Raw genomic sequence first — 23,889 nt, 5'->3', positions numbered from 1 at the left:
CTAACATATGGCCGGCGCATCGCATCGCTGACTCGCCAAACCCGATGAATAAACGCCAATCATTCACGCCAGAAGCGTCGGACCGCGCGCTCGCTACGCACTTCGCCGAAGGTCCCTAATTGCAAGGCGATGGCCCCGAGTTCGGCACTGTCGTGCGTCTCCACATTCAGCCAGCGATAGCGTGACATCACCAGCGGATGCGGGTGGCCGAACGCGTTGTTCCGGCCGCGAGAAATGAGCACGCCACGAGGCGATACCGCTTGCAAAAAGCGCTTGGAGGACGAGGTCCGGCTGCCGTGATGCGGCGACTGCAGCCATTGGGCGCGCACATCGAAGCCCTCTTCCAGCATCGCCCGTTCGGCATGGACGTCGATGTCGCCGGTCAACAGCAGACGCTCGCCGCCCGCGTCGACGCTCAGCACGCAGGAGGCCTGGTTGCCTTCTGCTGCGTCCTCCCAGATCCAGGTGGAAAAGGTCACTTGGTCCCAGGTCCAGGTCTCGCCGTTTCGACAAGGCTCCACCGCCAGCGTCGGCGGCATTCGCTCGGTATCGCCGCCCAGGATTCTCGACACCGGCAACGCCTGCTGAATCGCCGGCGCTCCACCGGCATGATCGGCGTCGGCGTGACTGAGCAGCATCAGGTCCAGCCGCCTGACGCCGGCGCGACGAATCGCTGGCAACACCACACGCTCGCCAATGTCGAACTCGCCCAAGCGCGGGCCGGCGTCGTACAGCAACGCGTGATCACGGGTGCGTAGCAGAATCGCCAATCCTTGGCCGACGTCCAACTGCAGCACTTCGACTTTGCCTACGGCGATGCTTTTCTGCGGCGCGAATACGCACAGCAGCAACATTGGCCAACCCAGCGGGCGCAATGGCACGCCATTGGGCAGCAGGAGCAGCAATGTGCCGAGCAGACTCAGCGGCCAGACCCAGAGCGGCACAGTAGGACCTGTCCACGCAGGCATGATCTCGGCAGTCAGACTCAGAAAACGAAAGAGCCCGTCCATCGAGCCACCAGCCAACCAGAGCAAGTTCTCGCCAATCGGAGGGATCGCCAGAAAGAACGTGCCGAACAGTGCCGGCGGCAAGATGAGAACACTGACCCAGGGCACCGCGATCAGATTCACCAAGGGACCGCTCAGGCTGACCGGCAGATTCAGCGCCAGCAGCATCGGCAGCAAGCCGAGCGCGATCAGCCACTGCGCCCGGGACCAACTGCGCAGCCAACTCCAGGCGCCAAGGCGGGCGCTGAAAATCAGCATCAGGATCGCCACGGCGCCGAAGGACAGCCAGAACCCAGGACGCAGGCTGATCAGAGGTTCGGCGATCAGCACCAGATTCAGTGCGATCAGCGGCGGCAACACCACGCCCAGATGACGGAAGCGCAGCCGCCAGAGCAGCACCAGCCCGAGCATGACGCAAGCGCGCTGCACCGGGACTTCGAATCCGGCCAGAAAACCGTAGATTAATGCACCGCTGAAGGCCAGAACACAGGCGCAGGGCAGCCAGGGCAGCAAACGCGGCCACAGACCCCAGCGCGCCAGTCCCGCCACCAAGCCGTAAAGCAGACCGGCCAGCAGGCCGATGTGGGTGCCGGAAATCACCAGAAGATGCACGGTCCCGGTGTCCTGCAACACCTGCCAGTCGGCAGGGCTCAAGCCCGAATCGTCGCCGAGCACCAGCGCCGCCAATCCGCCTTCATGCCCCTGAGCATCGACCGCCAACAAGCGCTGTCGAATCCCGTCACGCCAAGGCTCTGATGACCGTTTGAGCAACTGCCCGTCGACCACCGTGCCCGTGGCGCCGATGCGTTGAGCCAGCAGCCAGGCTTCATAGTCGAACGCGCCGGGGTTGGCCAGACCGCCAGGGCGCTTGAGCTTGACCGCCAGCCGCCAATGTTCGCCACTGTTCAGCGCGGGGCCGCCGTACCAGGCGATGCGCATCCGCCCGGGCAAGCGACTACGGCGTGAAATGGCATCTTCCAGCTGAAAACGCACCACTCCATCGGCGCTCTGGGGCAAGCCCACGACCTTGCCTTCAAGCCAGAGCGTCTGGCCGTCGAGTCGTTCGGGCAAACGGTCGTCCAGTGCGGACTGCGCCGACACGCTGGCCCAAGTCAACCCGAACAGAAAAAACGCCAGCGGATAACTGCGAAACGGCAGCGCCATCAGCGCCACCACCGGCATCGTCAGCATCAACCAGACCGGCGGTAATACCGGTAAAAAACGCAGAACCAGCATTCCAAGCGCAAGCGCCACCATCCCTGTGCGCATGAGGCGTTCCCTTATCGACCGATGAAATTCACCCTCATGACTAGCTCACCGAGCAGGCCGCGTATTTATTAATTGTCACAATGTCTGAATTTCCATCTGTGACTATCCATGCATACTTGCCCGGATTTTCCCGTCCCCGCCCCGGATTTCCTGTATGCCACGTCACCTGATCAAGCGGTACATGCCCGATCCGAACAGCATCCGGGAACATAAATCCTTACGCTTTCTCGGCAAGCTGCTGCACGATCCGAACCTCTGGCACCTCAATCGTCATTCGGTGGCCAGGGCCATGGGCATCGGTTTGTTCGCAGCCCTGATGCCGATGCCCTTGCAGATGATGCTCGCGGCATTTCTGGCGATCCGGGTGGGCGCCAACATGCCGATTGCCGTGAGCCTGTGCTGGCTGACCAACCCACTGACCATGGCGCCGGTGTTCTATGGCACCTACAAGATCGGCGCACTGCTGATGGGCCTGCCGCCACGCAGCTTTGCGGAGGAGATGAGTTGGGACTGGATTAGCGGGCAGCTGTCGACGCTGTGGCAGCCGTTTCTATTGGGTTCGGTGGTTGCGGGGGTGGTGTTGGGGTTGGCGGGGTATTTCGGGACGATGGCCTACTGGCGCTGGTGGGTGGGGCGACAGTGGAGGCGGCGCAAGGCCAGCCGGAAATAATGCGCACGATGTGAAACCTGCAGGAGCGAGCCTGCTCGCGAAAACTCGGGGACAGCTCCATCGTTAGCGACTGACGACCCGCGTTCGCTGCCGTCGTCACCTCCGACGTCTCCCACGGACCACTACTCGATTCAGAGCACAACCCGATACGCAGCTTCAGGAGCGCGCTTGCCCGCGATAGGGCCTTGGCAGCCGTCGCACATCACGAGGCTGCCGAATGGCCTTCGCGAGCGCTCGCTCCCCACCGGTATTTCTTAAATCAGATGATTCGGCGTGATGTCATTGCCGCATGCCGCGTCCACTTACCAGCAACCGTGCGCAGCCGAGGTACAGGACGATGGTCGCAACGACCATGAAGGCCAGGGCGACGCTGATTTTGATGTCCGACACGCCCAGGATCCCAAAACGGAAGGCGTTGACCATGTGCAGCACCGGATTGGCCAGCGAAATGGTCTGCCAGAACGGCGGCAGCAGGTTGATCGAGTAGAACACCCCGCCCAGGTAGGTCAACGGCGTCAGCACGAAGGTCGGGATGATCGAAATGTCATCGAAGTTGCGCGCGAATACGGCGTTGATGAAGCCCAGCAGCGAGAAGATCGTCGCCGTCAGCACCACCACCACGATGGTCACGCCCAGGTGATGCACCTGCAGGTCGGTGAAAAACATCGAGAGAATGGTGACGATGACGCCCACCATCAGCCCGCGCAGCATGCCACCCAGGGTGTAGCCGATCAGAATCGTGTGCGGCGACACTGGCGACACCATCAATTCTTCCACCGAGCGCTGGAACTTGGCGCCGAAGAAGCTGGAAACCACGTTGCCATAGGAGTTGGTGATCACCGACATCATGATCAGGCCCGGCACGATGTATTGCATGTAGGTGAAGCCGCCCATGTCGCCGATCTGCCGGCCGATCAAATTGCCGAAGATCACGAAGTACAGAACCATGGTGATCGCAGGCGGGAGCAGGGTCTGCGGCCAGATCCGCATGAAACGGCGGACTTCGCGGTACACGATGGTGTTCAGGGCGATCAGATTGGGGCGCAGCTCCGAACTCATATCGCCACCTTCGCCAGATTTTTTTCGACCAGGCCCACGAACAGCTCCTCAAGGCGATTGGTTTTATTGCGCAGGCTCAGGACCTGAACGTTCTGCACCGACAGTTGGCTGAACAATGCGGTGATGCCGATGGTTTTATCGACCTGCACTTCCAGCGTGTGATCATCCACCAGCCGCGACGGGTAGCCGGTGAGTTGCGGCGCGGTGCGAATCGGATCCTTCAGATCCAGCAGGAAGGTCTCGACATGCAGCTTGTTGAGCAGGGTCTTCATGCCGGTGTTTTCGATGATAGTGCCGTGATCAATGATCCCGATGTTGCGGCACAGCTGCTCAGCCTCCTCCAGATAGTGCGTGGTGAGGATGATGGTGATGCCCTTCTGATTCAGTTCGGTAAGGAAGGTCCACATCGAACGGCGCAGCTCGATGTCCACCCCCGCAGTCGGTTCGTCGAGGATCAGCAGACGCGGCTCATGAATCAGCGCGCGGGCGATCATTAGACGACGCTTCATGCCGCCGGACAGCGAACGCGAAGGCACGTTGCGCTTGTCCCACAGCCCCAATTGAGTCAGGTACTGCTCGGCGCGCTCCTTGGCGATCTTCGGCGGGATGCCGTAGTAACCGGCCTGGGTCACGACGATGTCGAAGGTCTTCTCGAACTGGTTGAAGTTGAACTCCTGCGGCACCACCCCGATGCAGCGCTTGAGCTGCGCCGGGTTGCGATCCAGGTCGTGACCGAAGATGTTCACCGTGCCCGTGGTCTTGTTGACCAGGGTCGAGATGATCCCGATGGTAGTGGATTTGCCGGCGCCATTGGGGCCGAGCAATGCGAAGAAATCACCCTCGGCGACGTCCAGGTCGATGCCCTTGAGGGCCTGGAAACCGTTGCCGTAGGTCTTGGTTAGCTGCCGAATGGACAGAGCTGAACTCATGACTGAAAACACACCAATAAAGGAAAGAAAGGAAATAGACGAATACAAAAGCCGGTTTGTCGCACTGCGATGGCTCGCTGACACAGCTACCGTCGAAACAATCCGTTGCAAACGCGGGCGAAGATGCCAATGTTGCTTGCCGACGCCGCGCAAGTACAGCGAGTTCTATTGATAGTAGTTATTAATCTAACGCTGTCAGCCAGTTCTGCTTCTGACCGCAGCGCTTGTCGAACGTTGAACGAATCTCTTCAACCCCCCGATTTGCGTACCACGCTGGCCTCTTTCGAACTCAAGCAGCCTCAAAAAACAGCCATTGCAGGCATATGCCAGCAGCCCGCCAGTCTATCCGACAGGATAGCGAAGGGGGTATTCGAGCCACACCTTCAAGCGCATCGGCCAGCGCCCGAACTCCGCCGAGGGCACGGGGTCATTATCGATGCGCGGGCCAGAGAGGCTGCCCGTGGTATCGATGGCGCTCGATTCGCCGTCATCTCGGAGGGATTCTTATGCTGTTGTTGTGGATCGTGGTTCTGGTGATTGGCGTGGCCTGGCTGGCCCATCGACGAGCCGCCCCCTTCCCTGCCCTGGGTATCGTGGCGGTGTATCTGCTGGTGATGGGGGCGTTCAGCCATGCCCACGGCTGGATGGTGATCCCGTGGCTGCTGTGGCTGGCGGTGGCGCTACCCTTGGCCTTGCCCGATCTGCGTCGCAGATATTTCAGCGTGCCGATGTTCGCCTGGTTTCAGAAAGTGCTGCCGCCTATGTCTGAAACCGAGCGCGATGCCATCGACGCAGGCACGGTCTGGTGGGACGGCGAATTGTTCAGCGGTCGCCCGAATTGGGATACCCTGCTCGCCTACCCGAAAAGCCAGCTGACCGAGGAAGAGCAGGCCTTCATCGACGGCCCGACCAATGAGCTCTGTGCGCTGGTCAGCGACTGGGAAATCGGCCAGGCGATGGACCTTCCGCCAGAAGCCTGGGCGCATATCAAGGAACACGGCTTCTTTGCCCTGATCATTCCCAAGGAGTATGGCGGCAAGGGTTTCTCGGCCTATGCCCACTCACAAGTGGCGATGAAACTGGCGACCCGCAGTGGCGACCTGGCTTCCACGGTGATGGTTCCAAACTCTCTCGGCCCGGCCGAATTGCTATTGCATTACGGCACCGACGAGCAGCGCAACCATTACCTGCCGCGCCTGGCGCGCGGCGACGATATTCCGTGCTTCGCGCTCACCGGCCCGCTGGCGGGTTCGGATGCGGGTGCGATGCCCGATACCGGGATCATCTGCAAGGGCCAATGGCAAGGCGAGGAAGTCATCGGCCTGCGCCTGAACTGGGAAAAACGCTACATCACGCTGGGACCTGTCGCGACCTTGCTTGGTCTGGCCTTCAAGGCGTTCGACCCTGAGCATCTTCTGGGCGAGGAAGAGGATTTGGGCATCAGCCTGGCGCTGATTCCCACCAACACCCCAGGTGTGGAGATCGGTCGCCGCCACCTGCCATTGGGCGCCGCCTTCATGAACGGCCCCAACTCCGGCAAGGATGTGTTCATCCCGCTGGATTACCTGATTGGTGGCCAGGACATGCTCGGCAAAGGCTGGATGATGCTGATGAATTGCCTGTCGGTGGGCCGTTCGATTTCCCTGCCCGCAGTCGGCACTGGCGCAGCCAAGTACACCAGTCTGGTGACCGGCCAGTACACGCAGATTCGCGAGCAATTCAACGTGCCGCTGGCGGCTTTTGAAGGCATTCAGGAGTCCCTCGCACGCATCGGAGGCAACGCCTGGCTGATGGACAGCGCGCGCATGCTGACTGCCAACGCCGTGGACCTGGGCGAAAAGCCGTCGGTGTTGTCGGCGATTCTGAAATACCACCTGACCGAACGTGGCCGCGAATGCATCACCCATGCGATGGATGTGCACGGGGGCAAGGGCATCATCATGGGCCCGAACAATTATCTGGGCCGCTCGTGGCAAGGTGCGCCGATCTTCATTACGGTGGAAGGCGCGAACATCCTGTCGCGTAACCTGATGATCTTCGGTCAGGGCGCTATCCGCTGCCATCCATTCGTGCTGAAGGAAATGGCCCTCGCTGGACGTGAGGATCATGACCGCGCGGTCGTGGAATTCGACGATCTGTTGCTGCAACACATCGGCTTCGCGGTGCGCAATGCGGCGAGCACGCTGGTGCTCAATCTGGGCTTCGGTCACTTCGAAAGCATGCCGGGGGATCGCCTGAGTCAGGGCTATTTCCGCGCGCTCAACCGCCAGGCTGCGGCCTTCGCCATGCTTGCCGACCTGAGCATGATGCTGCTCGGCGGCGAGCTGAAACGCCGCGAGCGTCTGTCGGCGCGTCTGGGCGATGTGCTGAGCCATCTGTACCTGGCTTCTGCGGCGCTCAAGCGTTTCCACGATCTGGATTATCCCGAGGCGCTGGTGCCGCTGTTCCGCTGGTCGATGGAAGAAGCGCTCGGCGAGTCGGAGCGCGCACTGGACGAGCTACTCAGCAACTTCCCGAACCGGATTCTCGGCGGGCTGCTACGGGTCATCGTGTTCCCCCTGGGCCGTCGTCACAAAGGACCGTCGGACAGGCTGGATGCCGAGGTCGCAGAAATCATCGGACGCAGCAAGGGCGACCCGGCGCTGGAATCGGTGCTCGCCGGTTGCTATCGCCCGACCTCGGAAAACGATCCGGTCGGCGCTCTGCAACATGCGGCGGAGCTGCTGACTGGCGCCAAGGCGCTACACAGCAAGCTGCATCACGGGGTCAAGAGCGGCCAGGTCAAGGCCGCGGGCGGGGAGCACGTGATCGACGCGGCGCTCAACGTCGGCGTGCTGCAACCGGCCGAAGCCGAGAAACTGCGCGCAGCGCAAGCGGCACGGCGCAAGGTGATCGATGTAGATGATTTCGATAAGGAGGCGCTGAAGGCTTCGGAGGGCAAGGTTCGCTGAATATGGAGTCAACCCTGTGGGGGCGAATTCATTCGCGAGAGGCCTGTACATCCCACGCACATGCATGGGCTGTACCTCTGCTTCGCAATGAATTCGCTTCTACGGTTCTGCGCTACTCCTTGAGTTAGCATCAGCATCACGAATCCACCGCTCTAGCCTGCACATTCCCGAAGACTGTCCTACACTCCCCGGTAACAACAAGAAACACCAAGGGGACGCATCATGATCGACCACCGCATGACTCATCGCTGCCTGCTCGCTGAAATCGCCTCGGGGGAGGACCTTCACAGCGGCAAACCCACCCAGACGCTGCAAACCCTGTTGCTCATCGGCTTCGTAACCCGCCAACCCAGCGCCGACCACACGTACGCGCACCTGGCTCTGACCGAGGCCGGGCATCGTTATCTGGCCGGTTTATGGCATTGAGCTGACGCCGCGACCACGCGTCGGCCATCACCGCCAGTCCTCATTGGGGTATCGGTGCCCAGCTGCGGGATCTATACTCTCGCGCCTGTTTTTGTCTCTGAGGACTTCATCATGGCCGACGCCAATCTCGACCGCACTCTCAACCTGCTGACGCACCTGCGCGGCATTCTGGTCGCGCTGGGTGAAGCCGAACAGGTGCCCGAAGAAAGTCATGCGCTGTTTCTGGAGCGTTATGACGAGTTGATCGAGCTGCTGCCACGCGAGCCGATCGAGAGCCAGTACCTGGGTCAGGACCTGCTGTGCCAAGTGATCCAACGCTACCCGCAAATCGCCCATCTGGTGCCCCGCGACCTGCTCTGGTACTTCGGCGGTGACTGCCTGCACTTCATGCCGGACGAGGAAATCGACCTGTACACCGCGCTGGAAGAGCGTCGCTTCGAGGCCGAGCAGAACGAAGAACCGTTCGATTGGGATCAGGAGAAGCAACTGCTGGCGATGGGTCAGGAAGGAGCGCGGCACTGATCCATCAGTGAATGGCCTTCCCCTATAGCAGCACGGCTTGCTGGCGGCAGCGATTTCAAAGGCGCCGCCGGCAAGCCGTACTGCTACGCAAGCATGCTCATCCAACAGGCAGCTAAGCTATTTCAACAAAACCCCATGCGCGTTCGGAAACACCTCCCGATCCACCAGCCCTGAAACCTGCACCGCCTGCGCAAATATCTTCTTGGCCACAAACAGGTCATCCACGCCCTGCAACGCCGTGACGTCCGACGCTTCGATCGGCTGCAACGACTCCACCCCCCAACTCTGCAAACGCTGCGACACCGGCAAGGGCACGTTGTTGGCGCTGGAGAACACCTGCGCGTACTGCTCCGGGTTGGCCCTGGCCCAGTCGAACGCCTTTGCCAGGCGCTGCAACACATCGTTGAGGGCCTGACGCTTGACCTTGTCCGCCAGCGCCTTGTCCGAAGCCGTGATGAAGGTCAATCCCGTATTAATCCCTTCCCCGCTCAGCAACACTCGCGCGCCATTTTCCTCGGCGAAGGCCTGATAGATGCCGAAGGTCGCCCAGGCGTCGATCTTGCCACCATGGAAGGCCGACAACGCATCGGTCGGCATGACGAAGCCTATGTTGACGTCGGACTCCTTGACCCCTGCATTTTCCAGCGCGCGGATCAGCAGGTACTGGGAAATGCTGCCTCGCGCCGAAGAGATCGAGACGCTGCGACCTTTGAGGTCAGCGACGGTTTTGATGTCCGAATCGGGCGGTACCAGAATGCCGATGCTGCGCCCTTGACCGCGACGTACCGCGACAATTCGCAAGGGAGTGCCTCCGGTTGCCGCCGCCAGCACCGGCGTATCGCCAGCCGGCGCCAGGTCCACAGCCCCGGCGCGCAGGGCCTCGAACAGTGGCGCGGCGCCCTGGAAGTTGGCCCATTCGACTTGATACGGAATGCCATCGAAGGCTTTGGACGCGTCGACCACCGTGCGCAAACCCTTGGCCTGATCACCGAGGATCAGCTTGACTTTCGACCAATCGACCGCCTCGGCGGCCGAAGCCTGTTTATCTCCTGCGTCATCGCACCCCGCCAGGAGCAGTACGGTGAACGACAACAGCAACGCAACACTCTGACGGGCCAAATCCCGACTGATAAAACCCATGCGACGACATCCTTGAAGGTCAGATAGAAACAGAAAACGAACACGCTCAACGTCGCGAGTCCGCTGATCCGAACCATCGTAAGCGCATAAAAAAGCATCGTGAAATGTCGAATAGAAATAAGCTAATACTCAGCTTTTTTGATCTTGATAATATTTTTAATGCGTTATTTTTATAATTAGCTTAGCGCCAAATCGAATTTCACAGCGTCGTGCCTTACCCCTATGTTGCTGACTGGCCTCGCGCGAATGTCTGCGCGCCCCCGGTTATAAACACAAGGAAATACCCATGAGCGTTGAATTCATCGGTTACATCGCCACCCAGCCCTTCTCGGAAATCCACCCGCGCAGCGGTCAGACGGTTCAGCCCGAATACGTTGAAAAAGTCGCGAGGGCCCATGAACAAGCCGGTTTCGATCGCGCGCTCGTGGCCTATCACTCCAACAGCCCAGACAGCGCTTTCGTGGCCGCCCATGCCGCCAGCGTGACGACGAAATTGAAGTTCCTGATCGCCCATCGGCCGGGCTTCATTTCCCCGACCGTTGCGGCCCGGCAGTTCGCGACGCTGGATGTGTTCAATGGCGGCCGTACTGCCGTGCACATCATTACCGGTGGCGACGATCAGGAGCTGCGCGCCGACGGCAGCTTCATCGGCAAGGACGAGCGTTATGCGCGCACCGACGAATACCTGAGCGTGGTGCGTCAGGAATGGACGGCGGAAAAACCCTTCGATCATCACGGCACGTATTACCAGTTCGAAGGCGCGCATTCGCTGGTCAAATCGCCGCAACTGCCGCACATCCCGTTGTACTTCGGCGGCGCATCGCAGGCGGCGATCGAGGTCGCGGGCAAGCATGCCGACGTGTATGCCTTGTGGGGTGAAACCTATGAGCAGGTCAGGGATATCGTCAAACAGGTTCGGGCCGAAGCGGCCAAGCATGGGCGCACGATACGTTTCAGCCTGTCGCTACGACCGATTCTGGCCGAGACCGAAGAAAAAGCCTGGGCCCGGGCGGACAGCATTCTGGAACGTGCGAAAGCACTCGCGCAGGCGTCCGGTACCCAGCGTCGCGAACCCGCCAATGAGGGTTCGAAGCGTTTGCTGGCAGCGGCGGCGCAAGGGGCGCGACTCGACAAACGTCTGTGGACGGGCATCGCTGGACTGTTAGGCGCCAAAGGCAATTCGACCTCGCTGGTGGGCACTGCCGAACAGGTGGCCGAGGCGTTGCTCGATTACTACGACCTGGGGATTACCACCTTCCTGATCCGAGGCTTCGACCCGCTGGAAGACGCGATCGACTACGGCAGGAAACTTATCCCCCTGACCCGCGAGCTGGTCGCCAAGCGTGAACGGGAAAGGAATGACAAGGTGGCGTGAGGGATATCGACTACCTGTAGACAGCTTGCCGGCGGTAGCGATTTCGATGGTGCCACCGCCGGCGAGCCGGACCGCTACGGGTGTCCGGCGCCAGCTGTTGCTCGTTGCATCTTCAATCTTTATACGCCGTCCCATGCCGGTCCAGCTCACGGATCAACGCATTCCAGTGCCGCACCACACCGGGGCCTGTGCCGCTCTTGAAGACCTTGGCTTGCTCCTCGACTTTCTTCACCACTTCCTGCGGCGGAAAGATCAGTTCGGCGTTGCCCGCTGCCTGGGCGGCGATCTGGATGTTGCAGGCGTATTCCAGGTTGTGGAGCAACTGAAAGGCGTGCTCGACGCTGAGGCCGGCCGTGAGCAGGCCGTGGTTGCGCAGGATCATCACGTTCTTGTCACCCAGATCTGCGACCAGCCGCTCGCGCTCGCCCAGATCCTGGGCGATGCCTTCATAACCGTGATAGGCCACGCGGCCCGAGAAACCCAGGGAATGCTGGGAGATCAGCAGCAGGCCGTTCTTTTGCGCCGAAACCGCAACGCCGTCGCGGGTATGAGTGTGCAGCACGGCCTGCAGATCGGGCCGCGCTGCATGAATGGCGCTGTGGATCACATAGCCTGCGTGGTTGATGCCAAGGCCGGTAGGGTCATCGACGATGGTGCCATCGATGTCGACCTTGACCAGATTCGACGCCGTGATTTCGTCGAACAACAGGCCAAAGGCGTTGATCAGAAAGTGCTCGTCAGGGCCAGGCACGCGCGCCGAAAAATGCGTGTAGATGTGGTCTGTCCAGCGCTTGAGCGCGGCGATGCGATAAGCCGCCGCAAGCTTGACCCGCACTTCCCACTCTTCGGGGCTTACCCGGTTCCGCACATCGTTTGAACTGGATTGAACGGGCAAAGAACTGACATTGCTCATGCATGACTCCCTGTAGGTCGTGAGTAGACGTATCGAGGGAGCCTATGCGCGTCGGAAAATGTTTAACAATCACATTTTCTTCTAAGCTAATTATCAATATTTTTTATTTCTACCAAACCGGTTTCATGCGGCCTCTCGTGCCTGCTTCAACGCGTCGGCCACCAGCGCACCGAACGAGGCCACCGGCGCCTGCAGATTGCCGAGAAAACGCGGGTAGATCAGCCACAGGTCCATCACCGGTTTGAAATCCTTGAGCGGCATCACCGCGAGCAGATCCCGATGCGCACTGCGCTCGAACAACGGACGCGGCACCAACCCCAGGCCCACGCCATCAGCCACCAGGCCCAATTGCAACTCGGTACCGAAGGTCTCCAGATTGACTTTCATGCCCAGCCCCTGATCAGCCAGCGTGCGCTGCAATCCTGCGCGGAAGCCACAGCCGTCAGGGTTGAGTACAAAACCCTGGTCGTGACATTCGGCCAGTTTGATCGGCTTCTTCGGCAGACGGTCCTTGGCACAGACCACGACCAACTCCATCTTGCCGATGGATTCGCCGATGATGCCTTCGGGGAAAATCTTGCCTGCCGGGAACAGCGCCGCCGCCGCGTCGAGCTCGCCATTTTCGATCTTGCCGATCAGATGACTGCCCCAACCGGTCACCACTTGCGCGCGCAAATCGGGGAATTGCCCACGCAGATGCTTGAGGGCATCGAGCAGCACCACATCGCCAATGGTTTGCGGCACCCCCAGGCGCAACAGACCGCTGGGCGGAGTATCGCTGGCCACCAGTTCACGCAACGAGTCCATTTCCCGCAGGATGGCCAGACACTTCTGATAGACCTGCATCCCCATCGCTGTCGGCTTGAGCGGCTTGGTGTTGCGGTCGAACAACTCGACCCCCAGCGCCTGCTCGAAATTCTGCACCCGACGGGTGATCGCAGGCTGCGTTAGCTCCAGCGACTCGGCCGCATGGCTGATCGACTGGCAGCGAATCACGGCGACAAAGGCATCGATATCATCAATTTTCATTCGGTACGCACATGGAAAGGGGAAAACAAGATAGGCAAAAAGCATAATTCCAAACGCGCTGGCTGGATAGCCCGGCAACCTGCACAGCGGTTATGAAATGCTTTTTCGTTATAACCTAATCATCAATAAATAGCATATTAAGCTTTGGGATTATGCTTATATTAGTCAACCGAATTTGCCTGTCCCTGCCACGGAATCCAAATGACCCAACCCCGACACCCTGAAAGACTCCGGGCCTTCATCGGTGCCCTGGCCGAATTGATCGACAGTAACCCGCGTGAAAGCGATCTGCTGCACCGCGGCGGCAAACTGTTGGGCCAACTGGTGCGCTACGACGACTGGCTGCCCGACGAATACGCCATCCCCGACCCGACGCGTTATCAGCAGTTTCTGCTGCATGCCGATTCGCGCCAGCGCTTCTCCATTGTCAGTTTTGTCTGGGGACCGGGTCAGAGCACGCCGATTCACGATCACCGGGTATGGGGCCTGATCGGCATGTTGCGTGGCGCCGAGTACTCGCAAGGCTTTGCCCGCAGTGCCGACGGCCGCCTGGAACAGGAAGGCCCGGCCATTCGCCTTGAGCCCGGTCACGTCGAAGCGCTGTCGCCGCGCAGCAACGACATTCACCAGGTCAGCAACGCGTTCGACGATCAGGTATCGATCAGCATTCATGTCTACGGCGCCAACATTGGGGCCGTGAAGCGTGCCGTCTATCAACCCGACGGCAGCGAAAAACTATTCATTTCCGGCTATTCGAACGCCTACCTCCCGAACATTTGGGACCTGTCCAGAGAGAACCAAGCCTAATGACTCAAAGCACACGATCATTCGCCGATATTCGCAAAGCACTGCTGGCCGGTGAGGAAGTAGCCTTGGTGGACGTGCGCGAAGAAGCGCCGTTCGCCGAAGCCCACCCGCTGTTCGCCGCCAATATCCCGCTGTCGAAACTGGAGCTGGAAGTGCTGTCGCGCATCCCTCGTCGCGATACCGAGATCACCCTCTACGACAACGGCGAAGGCCTGGTTCAGCCTGCCCTCGCCCGCCTCGCGGATTTGGGTTACAGCGACGTAAAGGTGTTGGAAGGCGGCTTGCAGGGCTGGCGCGACGCGGGCGGCGAGCTGTTCATCGATGTCAACGTACCGAGCAAGGCATTCGGCGAACTGGTGGAGCATCATCGCCACACGCCGTCGCTGGCAGCCGAGGAGGTGAAGCAACTGCTCGACAGCAACGCCGACGTGGTGGTACTCGATGCCCGCCGTTTCGACGAATACCAGACCATGAGCATTCCGACCGGGGTCAGCGTGCCGGGGGCCGAACTGGTGTTACGTGCCCGTGAGCTGGCGCCGGATCCAAAAACCCGCATCATCGTCAACTGCGCCGGACGCACGCGCAGCATCATCGGCACGCAGTCACTGGTCAATGCCGGGCTGCCCAACCCGATCTCCGCCTTGCGCAACGGCACCATCGGCTGGCTGCTGGCCGGGCAGACGCTGGATCGCGGCCAGGCGCGGCGCTTCCCCGCTGTCAGCGACAAAACACTGGCCGTCGCCCGCGCCGATGCCCGCAACGTGGCTGACAAGGCTGGCGTGAAACGCGGCAAGCGCGCCGATCTGCAGGCATGGCAGGCCGAGACGACGCGCACCACGTACCTGTTCGACGTGCGCACGCCGGAAGAATTCGAAGCCGGTCATTTGCCGGGGTCACGTTCGACGCCGGGCGGCCAGTTGGTGCAGGAGACCGATCACTACGCCAGCGTGCGTGGCGCCCGGATTGCGCTGGTGGACGATGATGGCGTGCGGGCCAATATGTCAGCCTCGTGGCTGGCGCAACTGGGCTGGGAGGTGTTCGTGCTCGACGACCTGCGACCTCATGACTTCAGCGAAAAAGGCCCGTGGAACGCGCCGATTCCTACACCGTGGCAAGTCGAGGAAATCAGCGCCGACACCCTGCGTCACTGGCAGCAACATGGCAGCGTCGCGGTGCTGGATTTCACCGCCAGCGCCAACTATGTAAAGCAGCACATTCCGGGTGCCTGGTGGACTCTACGCGCGGACTTGTCAAACGCCTTGCGCAAAATCCCCGCCGCCGAGCAGTACCTACTGACCTGTGGCAGCAGCAAGCTGGCGCGGCTGGCGGTGCCGGAAGTCGAAGCGCTCACCGGCAAACCGGTGTTTCTGCTCAAGGACGGCACCGCCAGCTGGATCGCTGCCGGGTTCGAGCTGGAAAGCGGCGAAACCCACCTGGCCTCGCCACGCATCGACCGCTACCGCCGTCCTTATGAGGGCACTGATGCGCCGCGGGAAGCGATGCAGGCGTATCTGGATTGGGAGTTCGGGTTGGTGGAACAGCTTGGGCGGGATGGGACCCATGGCTTTCACGTGATTTAAGCGCAGCCCGAAATCGTAAGAGCGCGTTTGCCCGCGATTGCGTCATGTCAGCCACCCTCGATGTGCCTGACATACCCTGATCGCGGGCAAGCGCGCGCCTACAACGTTCGGCGAATACTTCGCCGAGTTGTTAATGCAAATATTTGATATTAAATCAGCGCAAAATTACCCAATTACATAATTAGCATATAACCAAAAGATACTTCTCATACTTTTCTTATAGGCATAAGGTCATAACCCTTGGCCGACCCCCTTCTCCAGGTGGAGGCTTAGAACCCATTGTCCAAGCCTGGAGACACGCTTCATGTCCGCCCCAACTTCCAAAATGTTTCGCGCTAAAAACCTTCTGCTGGGCGCACTGCTGGCGTTGTCGTTCGGCCAATACAGCCAGGCCGCCGAAGCATTGCAACCGCTTCTGGTCGCCAACCAGAAATCGGCGCTGAAAGTATTGCTGGAGGTCTCCGGCGAACTGAAAAACGTGCCCTACGAGATCAAATTTTCCGAATTCCCTTCCGCTTCTCCGCTGGGTGAAGCGCTGAACGCAGGCGCAGTGGATGTCGGCGCGCTGGGCGATGCGCCGTACGTATTTGCATTAGGCGCAGGCGCGTCGCTGAAAGTGATCAGCATCACCCACGTCAACGGCCGCTACACCACCGCCTTGATCGTGCGTAACGACTCGCCGATCAAATCCGTGGCCGATCTCAAGGGTAAGCGCATCGTTACCGGGCGCGGCTCGATCGGCCATTACCTGGCAATCCGCGCGCTCAACGAGGCCGGCTTAAAAACCAGTGACGTGAAGTTCGTCTACCTGCTGCCCAGCGAATCGCGACTGATCCTCGACAACGGCGATGCCGACGCCTGGGCGACCTGGGCACCCTATACCACCGTCGCTACTCAGAGCGGCGCGCGCATCCTGCCCAATGGCCCGGACCTGTTGACCAACCACTCCTACCTCGCCGCCACCAGCAAGGCGATTGCCGAGAAACGCGTGCAACTCGATGACTTCGTCGTACGCCTGGATCGCGCGTATCGCTGGGTCAATGCCCATCCCAGGGAGTACGCCGCTGCGCAGACCAAAGTCACCGGCCTGCCACTGGACGTACACCTGGCCGTCAATCGCGACACCAAGATGGAGCGGGTCAGCATCGATGACAGCGTGGTGAAGGGCCTGCAGAACACCGCCGACATCTACGAACGCGAAGGCATCCTCAACAAGCATGTCGACGTATCCAACGGCTTCGATCCGCAATTCAACGCCATTCGGCTGGCTGCCGAACAAGCGGCAGAGCAGAACAATTCGCAAGCCGCGCGTTAAGCGATCGACTTAGGAGACCTACTCATGAGCACACCTCGTCAACTCAAATTCGGTGCAATGGTTCACGGTGTCGGCCACGGCTGGGGCGAATGGCGGCACCCGGATGCGCTGGCCGACGCCAGCACCCATTTCGACTGGTACAAGGGCCAGGCTCAATTGGCCGAAGGCGCGAAATTCGATTTCGTGTTCATCGCCGACAGTTTGCACATCCACGAGAAATCCAGCCCGCACTACCTCAACCGTTTCGAACCGCTGACGATTCTCTCGGCCCTGGCGGCCACAACCTCGAAGATCGGCCTGGTGGCGACCGTCACCGTCAGCTACACCGAACCCTTTCAAGTCGCCCGCCAGTTCTCTTCACTGGATCACATCAGCGGCGGTCGCGCGGGCTGGAACATCGTTACGTCCTGGCTCAGCGGCACAGCGGAAAACTTCAGCAAAAGCGAACACCCACCCCACGCCGTGCGCTATCGCATCGCCAAGGAGCACGTGTCGACGGTCAAAGGGCTGTGGGATTCCTGGGAAGACGACGCTTTCATCCGCAACAAGCAGACCGGCGAATTCTTCGACCGCGACAAGCTGCATTCGCTGAATCACAAGGGCGAGTTCTTCCAGGTCAAAGGCCCGCTGAACATCGCCCGTTCCAAACAAGGCCAGCCCGTGTTGTTCCAGGCTGGCACCTCGGAGGACGGGCGCAACTTCGCCGCTGAGTATTCCGACGCGATCTTCGTCCACGCCGAATCGTTCGAAGCGTCCAAAGCCTATTACGCCGATTTGAAACGTCGGGCCAAGGGTTTCGGCCGCGACCCGGACAAGCTGTCGATCCTGCCGGGCATTCGGCCGATCGTCGGCCGCAATGCCGAGGAAGTGGAGCACCGTTATCAGCAGGCTGTGGCGCTGGTGAGCATCGAGGATGCCATTGTTGCGCTGGGTCGCCCGTTCAATGACCATGACTTCAGCCAATACCCGCTGGACGAACCGTTCCCCGACCTGGGCGATCTGGGCTCCAACAGCCAGAAAGGCGGCTCGGATCGCATCAAGCAACAGGCCAGGGAAAACAAGCTGACGCTGCGTCAGGTGGCGCTGGATTTCTCGCGTCCACGTCGGGAGTTCGTCGGCACGCCGGAGCAGGTCGCCGATCAGATTCAGCACTGGTTCGAAAACGGCGCCAGCGACGGTTTCATCATCAACTCGCTGCTTCCCGATGGCCTGAAATATTTCACCGAACTGGTGATTCCGGTGCTGCAACGGCGTGGCCTGCAGCGCAGCGAGTACAGCGGCTCGACCCTGCGCGAGCACTTTGGGCTCGAGTTTCCGGTCAATCGCCATACGGCAGCGCGAGAAGCCCAGGCAGAGGCCGCGCAGCCACTCAACGTGCAGGTTTGGGCATGAACGGGGGATTGAATCGCCAGACCGCTGAGGTGCTCGATGTCGAAAGCGAAACGGCTTTTCTCGCGCGCCTTCAAGGCATCACCGAGCGGTTGAGCGCCACCGCGCAGCGCTACGACGATAGCGGCGAATTCCCCCACGACAATTTTCGCTTGCTGCATGAGCACAACCTGCTCGCCCTGACGGTCCCGGATACGCTGGGCGGGGGCGGTGCGAGCCTCAAGCAGGCGCAGCAGGTCATCAGCGCCGTGGCACGAGGCGAGCCGTCCACCGCGTTGATTCTGGTCATGCAATACCTGCAGCACGCCCGCCTGCACCTGACTCCGAACTGGCCGGAGCACTTGCGTCGGCAGGTGGCGCAGGATGCGGTCAAGCATGGCGCTTTGCTCAACGCCTTGCGTGTCGAACCAGACCTTGGTTCGCCGTCCCGCGGCGGCTTGCCGGCCACCCTCGCCCGGCGCACGGCCGAGGGGTGGCGGATCAGTGGCCGGAAGATCTACTCGACTGGCAGCCATGGCCTGACCTGGTTCAATGTCTGGGCCCGCAGCGACGACCCCGATCCCCAGGTCGGCGTGTGGCTGGTGCGCAAGGACAGCCCCGGCGTTCGCATCGTCGAGGATTGGGACCACCTCGGAATGCGTGCAACCTGCAGCCACGAAGTGGTATTCGAGGACGTGCTGGTGCCGCTGGACCACGCGGTTAACGTCAGCCCGGCGAGTAGCTCGCAACCGGAACTGGACGCCTCGGGCCTGCTGTGGATGTCGGTGCTGCTGTCATCGGTGTACGACGGCATCGCTCAATCGGCGCGGGACTGGCTAGTGGCATTTCTTCAAACGCGGCAACCGTCGAATCTCGGTGCAGCGCTATCGACCCTGCCGCGCTTTCAGGAAGTGGTTGGCCACATCGACACGCTGTTGTTCGCCAATCGCACGCTGATCGAATCCGCCACCCACGGCCTGACACCCGCCAGTCATGCGCCGCAGATCAAGTACCTGGTGACCTCCAACGCCATTCGCGCCGTAGAGCTGGCCATCGAAGCCGCGGGCAATCCCGGCCTTTCGCGCAGCAACCCGCTGCAACGGCACTACCGCAACGTGGTTTGCGGGCGGGTGCATACGCCACAAAACGATGTGGTACTGCAGGGAGTGGGCAAGGCTGTGTTGCGGGGATGAAGCTGCAGGTGTGACACATCGGAGGTCGACAGGCGGGCTGCTCTGGTGAAAAATGCGCGTTTCGCTGCGGGATGAGACTTCCGCGCCCCAGTCGGCTGAACGCGCCACGAGGTACAGAATGCCCACCCTGTCAACTGCTCCCGACCACTTGCCCGACCACTGCATGGCGGTCCTGTACGGGTTGGTGACATCATTCCCAGGCAAGGGCAAGACGTCGCTGCTCAAACTGCTGCGCACGGTCGGGGTTGCCGACGGCACTGGCAGGCTGCTGGACGCCGATACGTTGTCCGCGCTTCTGGAGTCGCTGCATCAAGAGGGCTGGATCGCGCTGGAGGAGCGTCCGGAAGGACGCTATCTCAGTGTCGCGCCCCAGCGTCGCAATCGCGTATTGCTCAGTCTGCTGACCTCAGCGGATCGCGAACATTGGCTGCACGAGATCAAGACCGGCCTGCCGCCGCTCAGTGAGTGGCAGACCCCCTCTCGCTCACGAGTCGCGCAGGACTTGTGGCTGAACATCCTCAGCGGCGACCTGGGGCGAGTAGCGCACTCTCTGCGTCTGTCGGACTGGATTTTCTCCCACGCGCAATCCCCGACTGTGCACCCCATGCGTTCGCTGCAGACCGACCCCGAAGGTCTCGAGCTTTTCGCCAGACTCGATGACGCGATGCGCAGGTTGCTGGTGGAGGATAACCTCAACTTGCTAAACACCGTGCTCGGCCCTGCAGGTCAGAGTTACCCGCTGGCGCTGCGCGAGATGGAGGCTCGGCCAGACCGGATCCTGGGCGTGGAGATTGCGCTTCAAGCTCTGTGGCGCGGCGACTGGGTGACCCTTGAGCACATCGAGGTGGAGGAACTGAGCTTACTGCAACACACCATCCATCTGTTGCTGCGCGGCCAGGTGAACGAGACGCTGCTGGTGCTGCGTGCCTCGCTCGCCGAGATGCGCAGACTCACCAAGAAGCGCAGGATCGATCTGCCGCCAGTGCTTAACGCGCTCTACTGCCTGGCGCTGATCGCCGAGAACCACCCTCAGCATCGCGCGGCCCTCAAGCAGGCCATCACGCTGGGAGACAAGGAGCGCTACGGCTACGCGTACAAGGTGTTGAACCATTTGCTGGAGCAGTTGCAGGGCGAGACGTCATCCCTCTCGTCGGCCTTTCTACCCGACACCTTGAATGGCCTGGACGGGTTGTTGCTTGCCCTGGCCCTGTACTGGCTGGATGCGCCTCAAGTGCGTCAGGATAAATGGCGCACCACTCTGGAGGATTACCGTGATGAACTGGCTCGGGATGAATACCTCTGGCTGGCGGCAGAGTTCGACGCCTTGCTCGCCATGCAATTCGGTCAGCCACGGCAGTATGCCCAGGTGCATCAGAGCGCTGGGCTGCAGCCGCTGGTCGCACTCCTTCAACGTCAGGAAGCCTGGGAGCACGCCCTCAATGCGCTGAGCCAGCTCAGGCCGGGCAAGGTGCCAACCACCTCTGCTGCTGACGAGAAAAATACGCGGCTGGCCTGGACCATTGACCTCACTGAATATTGGAGCAAAGTCGAGGCGCGGGAACAAAAGCGCAATGCCAAGGGACAGTGGAGCAAGGGCCGAGCGGTGGCGCTCAAGCGTCTGGTCGAAGACGGCGATGTGATGGATTTTCTCTGCGAGCAGGACCGGCAAGCGATCAGCGCCATTCAGGTCAGCTATCACTACAGCCGCCCCGAGTACGAGCTGCCTGCTGTCCACGCCTTGCCTCGGCTGGTGGGGCATCCCGCGCTCTACTGGGAGGATGCGCCGGACGTGCGTATCGATCTGCAGGCGGGTCAGGCCGCCCTGCACCTTCAAGCCCGTGCCGAACAGATTCGCGTGCATCTGGAGCCCGCGGGCATCATCAATGCCGATGAAAGCTATGTGCACAAAGAGACCCCCACCCGTTTGCTGGTCTACCCGATCAGTCGAGAGCTGCGCAGAATCGCTGAAATCGTCGGCGATGGCTTGAGCGTGCCGACCTCGGCGAAGGCGCAATTGATCGAGGCCGTAAGCGCCATCGCCCCACTTCTGCCGATCCATTCGGACATCCCCGAACTTACCGGGCATCTGGACCGAGAACCCGCCGACACCCGCCTGTATGCGCACTTGCTGCCCCTGGCTGAAGGGGTGCGTCTGCAATTGCTGGTGCGTCCATTGGCTGACGGCAGCTGGTTCCGCCCAGGTCAGGGCGCTGAAAATCTGCTGGGCGAGCGTGATGGCAAGGCCCTGCAGGTCTGCCGGGATCTGGCCGCCGAACGCCACGCCCTGCAACAGGTGCTGCACAGTTGCCCGGGTCTCGCCTACGCCGACAGCGACGGGCAGGAATGGCAGCTGGATCAGCCCCAGCATGCCCTGCAATTACTCAGTGAACTGCATGCACTGGATGGCGAGCAACTGCACTGCATCTGGCCGGAAGGCGAACGCATGCGGATCAAGGCCCGCCCCGGCCTGACCCAGCTCAAACTGGGGCTTCGTCAGCAGGGCGACTGGTTCGTGCTGCAAGGCAATATCACCCTCGACGACGGCAAGGTGTTGCAGCTCAAAGAATTGATGGAGCTGCTCAAGGCCAGTCCCGGACGCTTTCTGAGGCTCAACGAGCGCGATTGGCTGGCCCTGGACGACAGCCTGCGCAAGCGCCTCGATGAACTGGCTCACCTGACGGACCGGATCAACGACCAGGGACTGCGCCTGAGCCCCCTCACCTCACCGCTGCTGGCGAGCCTGGCTCAGGAAGTCGGGCAATTCGATGCCGACGCGAGTTGGCAGACGCATCTCGACAAACTGCAATCCCTGCGTCACTACCAACCGCAGGTGCCCCCCACGCTGCAAGCCGAACTGCGCGACTATCAACGCGATGGCTTCGTCTGGCTGGCGCGCCTCGCCCAGTGGGGCGTCGGCGCCTGCCTGGCCGACGACATGGGGCTGGGCAAGACCGTGCAGACCCTGGCTTTGCTGCTGCAACGCGCAAGCCTCGGGCCGCAATTGGTGGTAGCACCCACCTCGGTCACGCTCAATTGGCAGGCCGAAAGCGTACGCTTTGCGCCTGGTCTGAACTTGCGGGTCTATCAACAGCAGCGCAGCTTGAGTGACCTCGGCCCCGGCGACCTGGTCATCGTCAGCTATGGCCTACTGCAACTCGATACCGCGGCCTTCAGCGAGCAGCACTGGGCCAGCATCGTGCTGGACGAAGCGCAAGCCATCAAGAATGCCCAGACCAAACGCTCTCAGACGGTCATGGCATTGCAGGCTGACTTTCGCATGGTCGCCACCGGTACTCCGCTGGAAAACCATCTGGGTGAATTGTGGAACCTGTTCCGGTTCATCAACCCGGGCCTGCTCGGCAGCCAGGAAAGCTTCGCCGCCCGCTTCGCGACGTCCATCGAGCAAGGCGACGTGGCGGCGCGCCGAGCGCTCAAGGCATTGATTCAGCCGTTCATCCTGCGTCGCCTGAAAAGCCAGGTGCTCGCAGAACTGCCGGCACGCACCGAGATCACCTACAAAGTGCCTTTGTCGGACGAGGAGGCCCACCAGTACGAAGCCCTGCGTCGGCAAGCGGTGGACAACCTCTCGCGCCTCGATCCACAGCAGGGCAAATCCATGCAGGTGTTGGCGGAAATTACCCGACTGCGTCGCTTCTGCTGCCACCCGTCGCTCGTGTTGCCCGGCTCAACGCTCCAGAGCAGCAAATTGCAGGCCTTCACCGAGATCGTCAGCGAACTGCTGGAAAACCGGCACAAGGCGCTGGTCTTCAGTCAATTCGTCGATCACTTGAGCATCGTCCGCGCCTGGCTCGATCAGCAGGGCATCGCCTATCAGTACCTCGATGGTGCCACTCCCGCCAAGGAGCGGCAGAATCGGGTCAATGCGTTTCAGGCCGGGGTGGGTGACATCTTTCTGATCAGCCTCAAGGCCGGTGGCAGCGGGCTCAACCTTACGGCTGCGGACTACGTAATCCACCTTGACCCCTGGTGGAACCCAGCCGTTGAAGATCAAGCCAGCGACCGCGCCCATCGCATGGGCCAGCAACGGCCTGTGACCATCTACCGACTAGTGACCGAAAACAGCATCGAAGAGCAGATCGTGGGCTTGCATGGCCGCAAACGAGACTTGGCCGACAGCCTGCTGGACGGTGGAGAAATCAGCGCAAAACTGGACGCCGATGCGTTGTTGGAGTTGCTGAAAGGCTAGAGGTACGTAAATAGGAGGGCCTGACGCTTGAGCGGGGCCCTTACTGGATTACGACATGATCGGAGCATGGGAAAATGAAAAACGCGCGCATACAAAAACGCCGCTCTGATGAGCGGCGTTTTTGAGAAT

17 protein-coding genes are annotated in these 23,889 nt (G+C 61.0%); 11 read left to right on the top strand and 6 right to left on the bottom strand.

Annotated features, from left to right (window positions below; genetic code table 11):
• Positions 1-59: 59 nt before the first annotated feature.
• Positions 60-2,276, bottom strand: a complete 2,217-nt coding sequence (locus tag CE491_RS24155) for a DNA internalization-related competence protein ComEC/Rec2 (RefSeq protein ID WP_110950839.1) — start codon at positions 2,274-2,276, stop codon at positions 60-62.
• 154 nt (positions 2,277-2,430) lie between these two features.
• Here CE491_RS24155 and CE491_RS24150 point away from each other — a divergent pair, with 154 nt between their 5' ends.
• Complete coding sequence (locus CE491_RS24150; protein WP_110950838.1) at positions 2,431-2,946, top strand: DUF2062 domain-containing protein; 516 nt, start codon at positions 2,431-2,433, stop codon at positions 2,944-2,946.
• 279 nt (positions 2,947-3,225) lie between these two features.
• On the opposite strand, the gene CE491_RS24145 is transcribed toward CE491_RS24150, so the two are convergent.
• Positions 3,226-4,005, bottom strand: coding sequence for an ABC transporter permease (locus tag CE491_RS24145; protein WP_110950837.1), 780 nt, complete (start codon positions 4,003-4,005; stop codon positions 3,226-3,228).
• The gene (locus CE491_RS24140) at positions 4,002-4,934 is read right to left on the bottom strand and encodes an ABC transporter ATP-binding protein (RefSeq protein WP_110950836.1); all 933 of its coding nucleotides are present in this window, start codon (positions 4,932-4,934) and stop codon (positions 4,002-4,004) included. Before CE491_RS24140 ends, CE491_RS24145 begins: the two co-directional genes overlap by 4 nt.
• Positions 4,935-5,440: 506 nt before the next feature.
• Between CE491_RS24140 and CE491_RS24135 the strand changes: the two genes are divergently transcribed.
• The 3 genes from CE491_RS24135 to CE491_RS24125 all read left to right on the top strand — a co-directional run bounded on the left by CE491_RS24135 (position 5,441) and on the right by CE491_RS24125 (position 8,833).
• Positions 5,441-7,885 carry an acyl-CoA dehydrogenase gene (locus CE491_RS24135; RefSeq protein WP_110950835.1) on the top strand — a complete coding sequence of 815 codons (2,445 nt, stop codon included), beginning with the start codon at positions 5,441-5,443 and terminating at the stop codon, positions 7,883-7,885.
• A gap of 222 nt (positions 7,886-8,107) precedes the next feature.
• On the top strand, positions 8,108-8,311 hold the full coding sequence (locus CE491_RS24130; protein WP_110950834.1) for a hypothetical protein: 204 nt from the start codon (positions 8,108-8,110) through the stop codon (positions 8,309-8,311).
• A 111-nt stretch (positions 8,312-8,422) separates the two neighbouring features.
• Positions 8,423-8,833 (top strand): PA2817 family protein, encoded by a 411-nt coding sequence (locus CE491_RS24125; RefSeq protein ID WP_110950833.1) that lies wholly within the window; start codon positions 8,423-8,425, stop codon positions 8,831-8,833.
• Positions 8,834-8,950: 117 nt separating this feature from the next.
• Here CE491_RS24125 and CE491_RS24120 read toward each other — a convergent pair whose 3' ends face one another.
• Complete coding sequence (locus CE491_RS24120) at positions 8,951-9,973, bottom strand: ABC transporter substrate-binding protein (RefSeq protein ID WP_110950832.1); 1,023 nt, start codon at positions 9,971-9,973, stop codon at positions 8,951-8,953.
• A 286-nt stretch (positions 9,974-10,259) separates the two neighbouring features.
• Between CE491_RS24120 and CE491_RS24115 the strand changes: the two genes are divergently transcribed.
• Positions 10,260-11,348, top strand: coding sequence for an LLM class flavin-dependent oxidoreductase (locus CE491_RS24115; RefSeq protein WP_110950831.1), 1,089 nt, complete (start codon positions 10,260-10,262; stop codon positions 11,346-11,348).
• Between the two features lie 112 nt (positions 11,349-11,460).
• Here CE491_RS24115 and CE491_RS24110 read toward each other — a convergent pair whose 3' ends face one another.
• Entirely contained in the window at positions 11,461-12,261 is an 801-nt protein-coding gene (locus tag CE491_RS24110; RefSeq protein WP_110950830.1) for a class II aldolase/adducin family protein, read from the bottom strand.
• A 123-nt stretch (positions 12,262-12,384) separates the two neighbouring features.
• Positions 12,385-13,290: a LysR family transcriptional regulator gene (locus CE491_RS24105; RefSeq protein WP_110950829.1), complete on the bottom strand. Its 906-nt coding sequence runs from the start codon at positions 13,288-13,290 to the stop codon at positions 12,385-12,387.
• Positions 13,291-13,491: 201 nt separating this feature from the next.
• Here CE491_RS24105 and CE491_RS24100 point away from each other — a divergent pair, with 201 nt between their 5' ends.
• From CE491_RS24100 to CE491_RS24075, 6 genes are all read left to right on the top strand, one after another.
• Complete coding sequence (locus CE491_RS24100) at positions 13,492-14,097, top strand: cysteine dioxygenase family protein (RefSeq protein WP_110950828.1); 606 nt, start codon at positions 13,492-13,494, stop codon at positions 14,095-14,097.
• Positions 14,097-15,677: a rhodanese-related sulfurtransferase gene (locus CE491_RS24095; RefSeq protein ID WP_110950827.1), complete on the top strand. Its 1,581-nt coding sequence runs from the start codon at positions 14,097-14,099 to the stop codon at positions 15,675-15,677. Before CE491_RS24100 ends, CE491_RS24095 begins: the two co-directional genes overlap by 1 nt.
• Before the next feature lie 304 nt (positions 15,678-15,981).
• On the top strand, positions 15,982-16,992 hold the full coding sequence (locus CE491_RS24090; protein ID WP_110950826.1) for an ABC transporter substrate-binding protein: 1,011 nt from the start codon (positions 15,982-15,984) through the stop codon (positions 16,990-16,992).
• Positions 16,993-17,016: 24 nt separating this feature from the next.
• Entirely contained in the window at positions 17,017-18,384 is a 1,368-nt protein-coding gene (locus tag CE491_RS24085) for an LLM class flavin-dependent oxidoreductase (RefSeq protein ID WP_110950825.1), read from the top strand.
• Positions 18,381-19,553 (top strand): acyl-CoA dehydrogenase family protein, encoded by a 1,173-nt coding sequence (locus CE491_RS24080; RefSeq protein WP_110950824.1) that lies wholly within the window; start codon positions 18,381-18,383, stop codon positions 19,551-19,553. The genes CE491_RS24085 and CE491_RS24080 overlap by 4 nt, the downstream gene beginning before the upstream one ends.
• Before the next feature lie 118 nt (positions 19,554-19,671).
• The gene (locus tag CE491_RS24075) at positions 19,672-23,760 is read left to right on the top strand and encodes a DEAD/DEAH box helicase (protein ID WP_110950823.1); all 4,089 of its coding nucleotides are present in this window, start codon (positions 19,672-19,674) and stop codon (positions 23,758-23,760) included.
• The last annotated feature ends 129 nt before the right edge of the window (positions 23,761-23,889 follow it).

The organism is Pseudomonas bohemica (assembly GCF_002934685.1).
GTDB classification, from domain to species: Bacteria; Pseudomonadota; Gammaproteobacteria; order Pseudomonadales; family Pseudomonadaceae; genus Aquipseudomonas; species Aquipseudomonas bohemica.
Note: the sequence above shows the minus strand (reverse complement) of the source record. Positions and strands in the feature narration are given on the sequence as shown.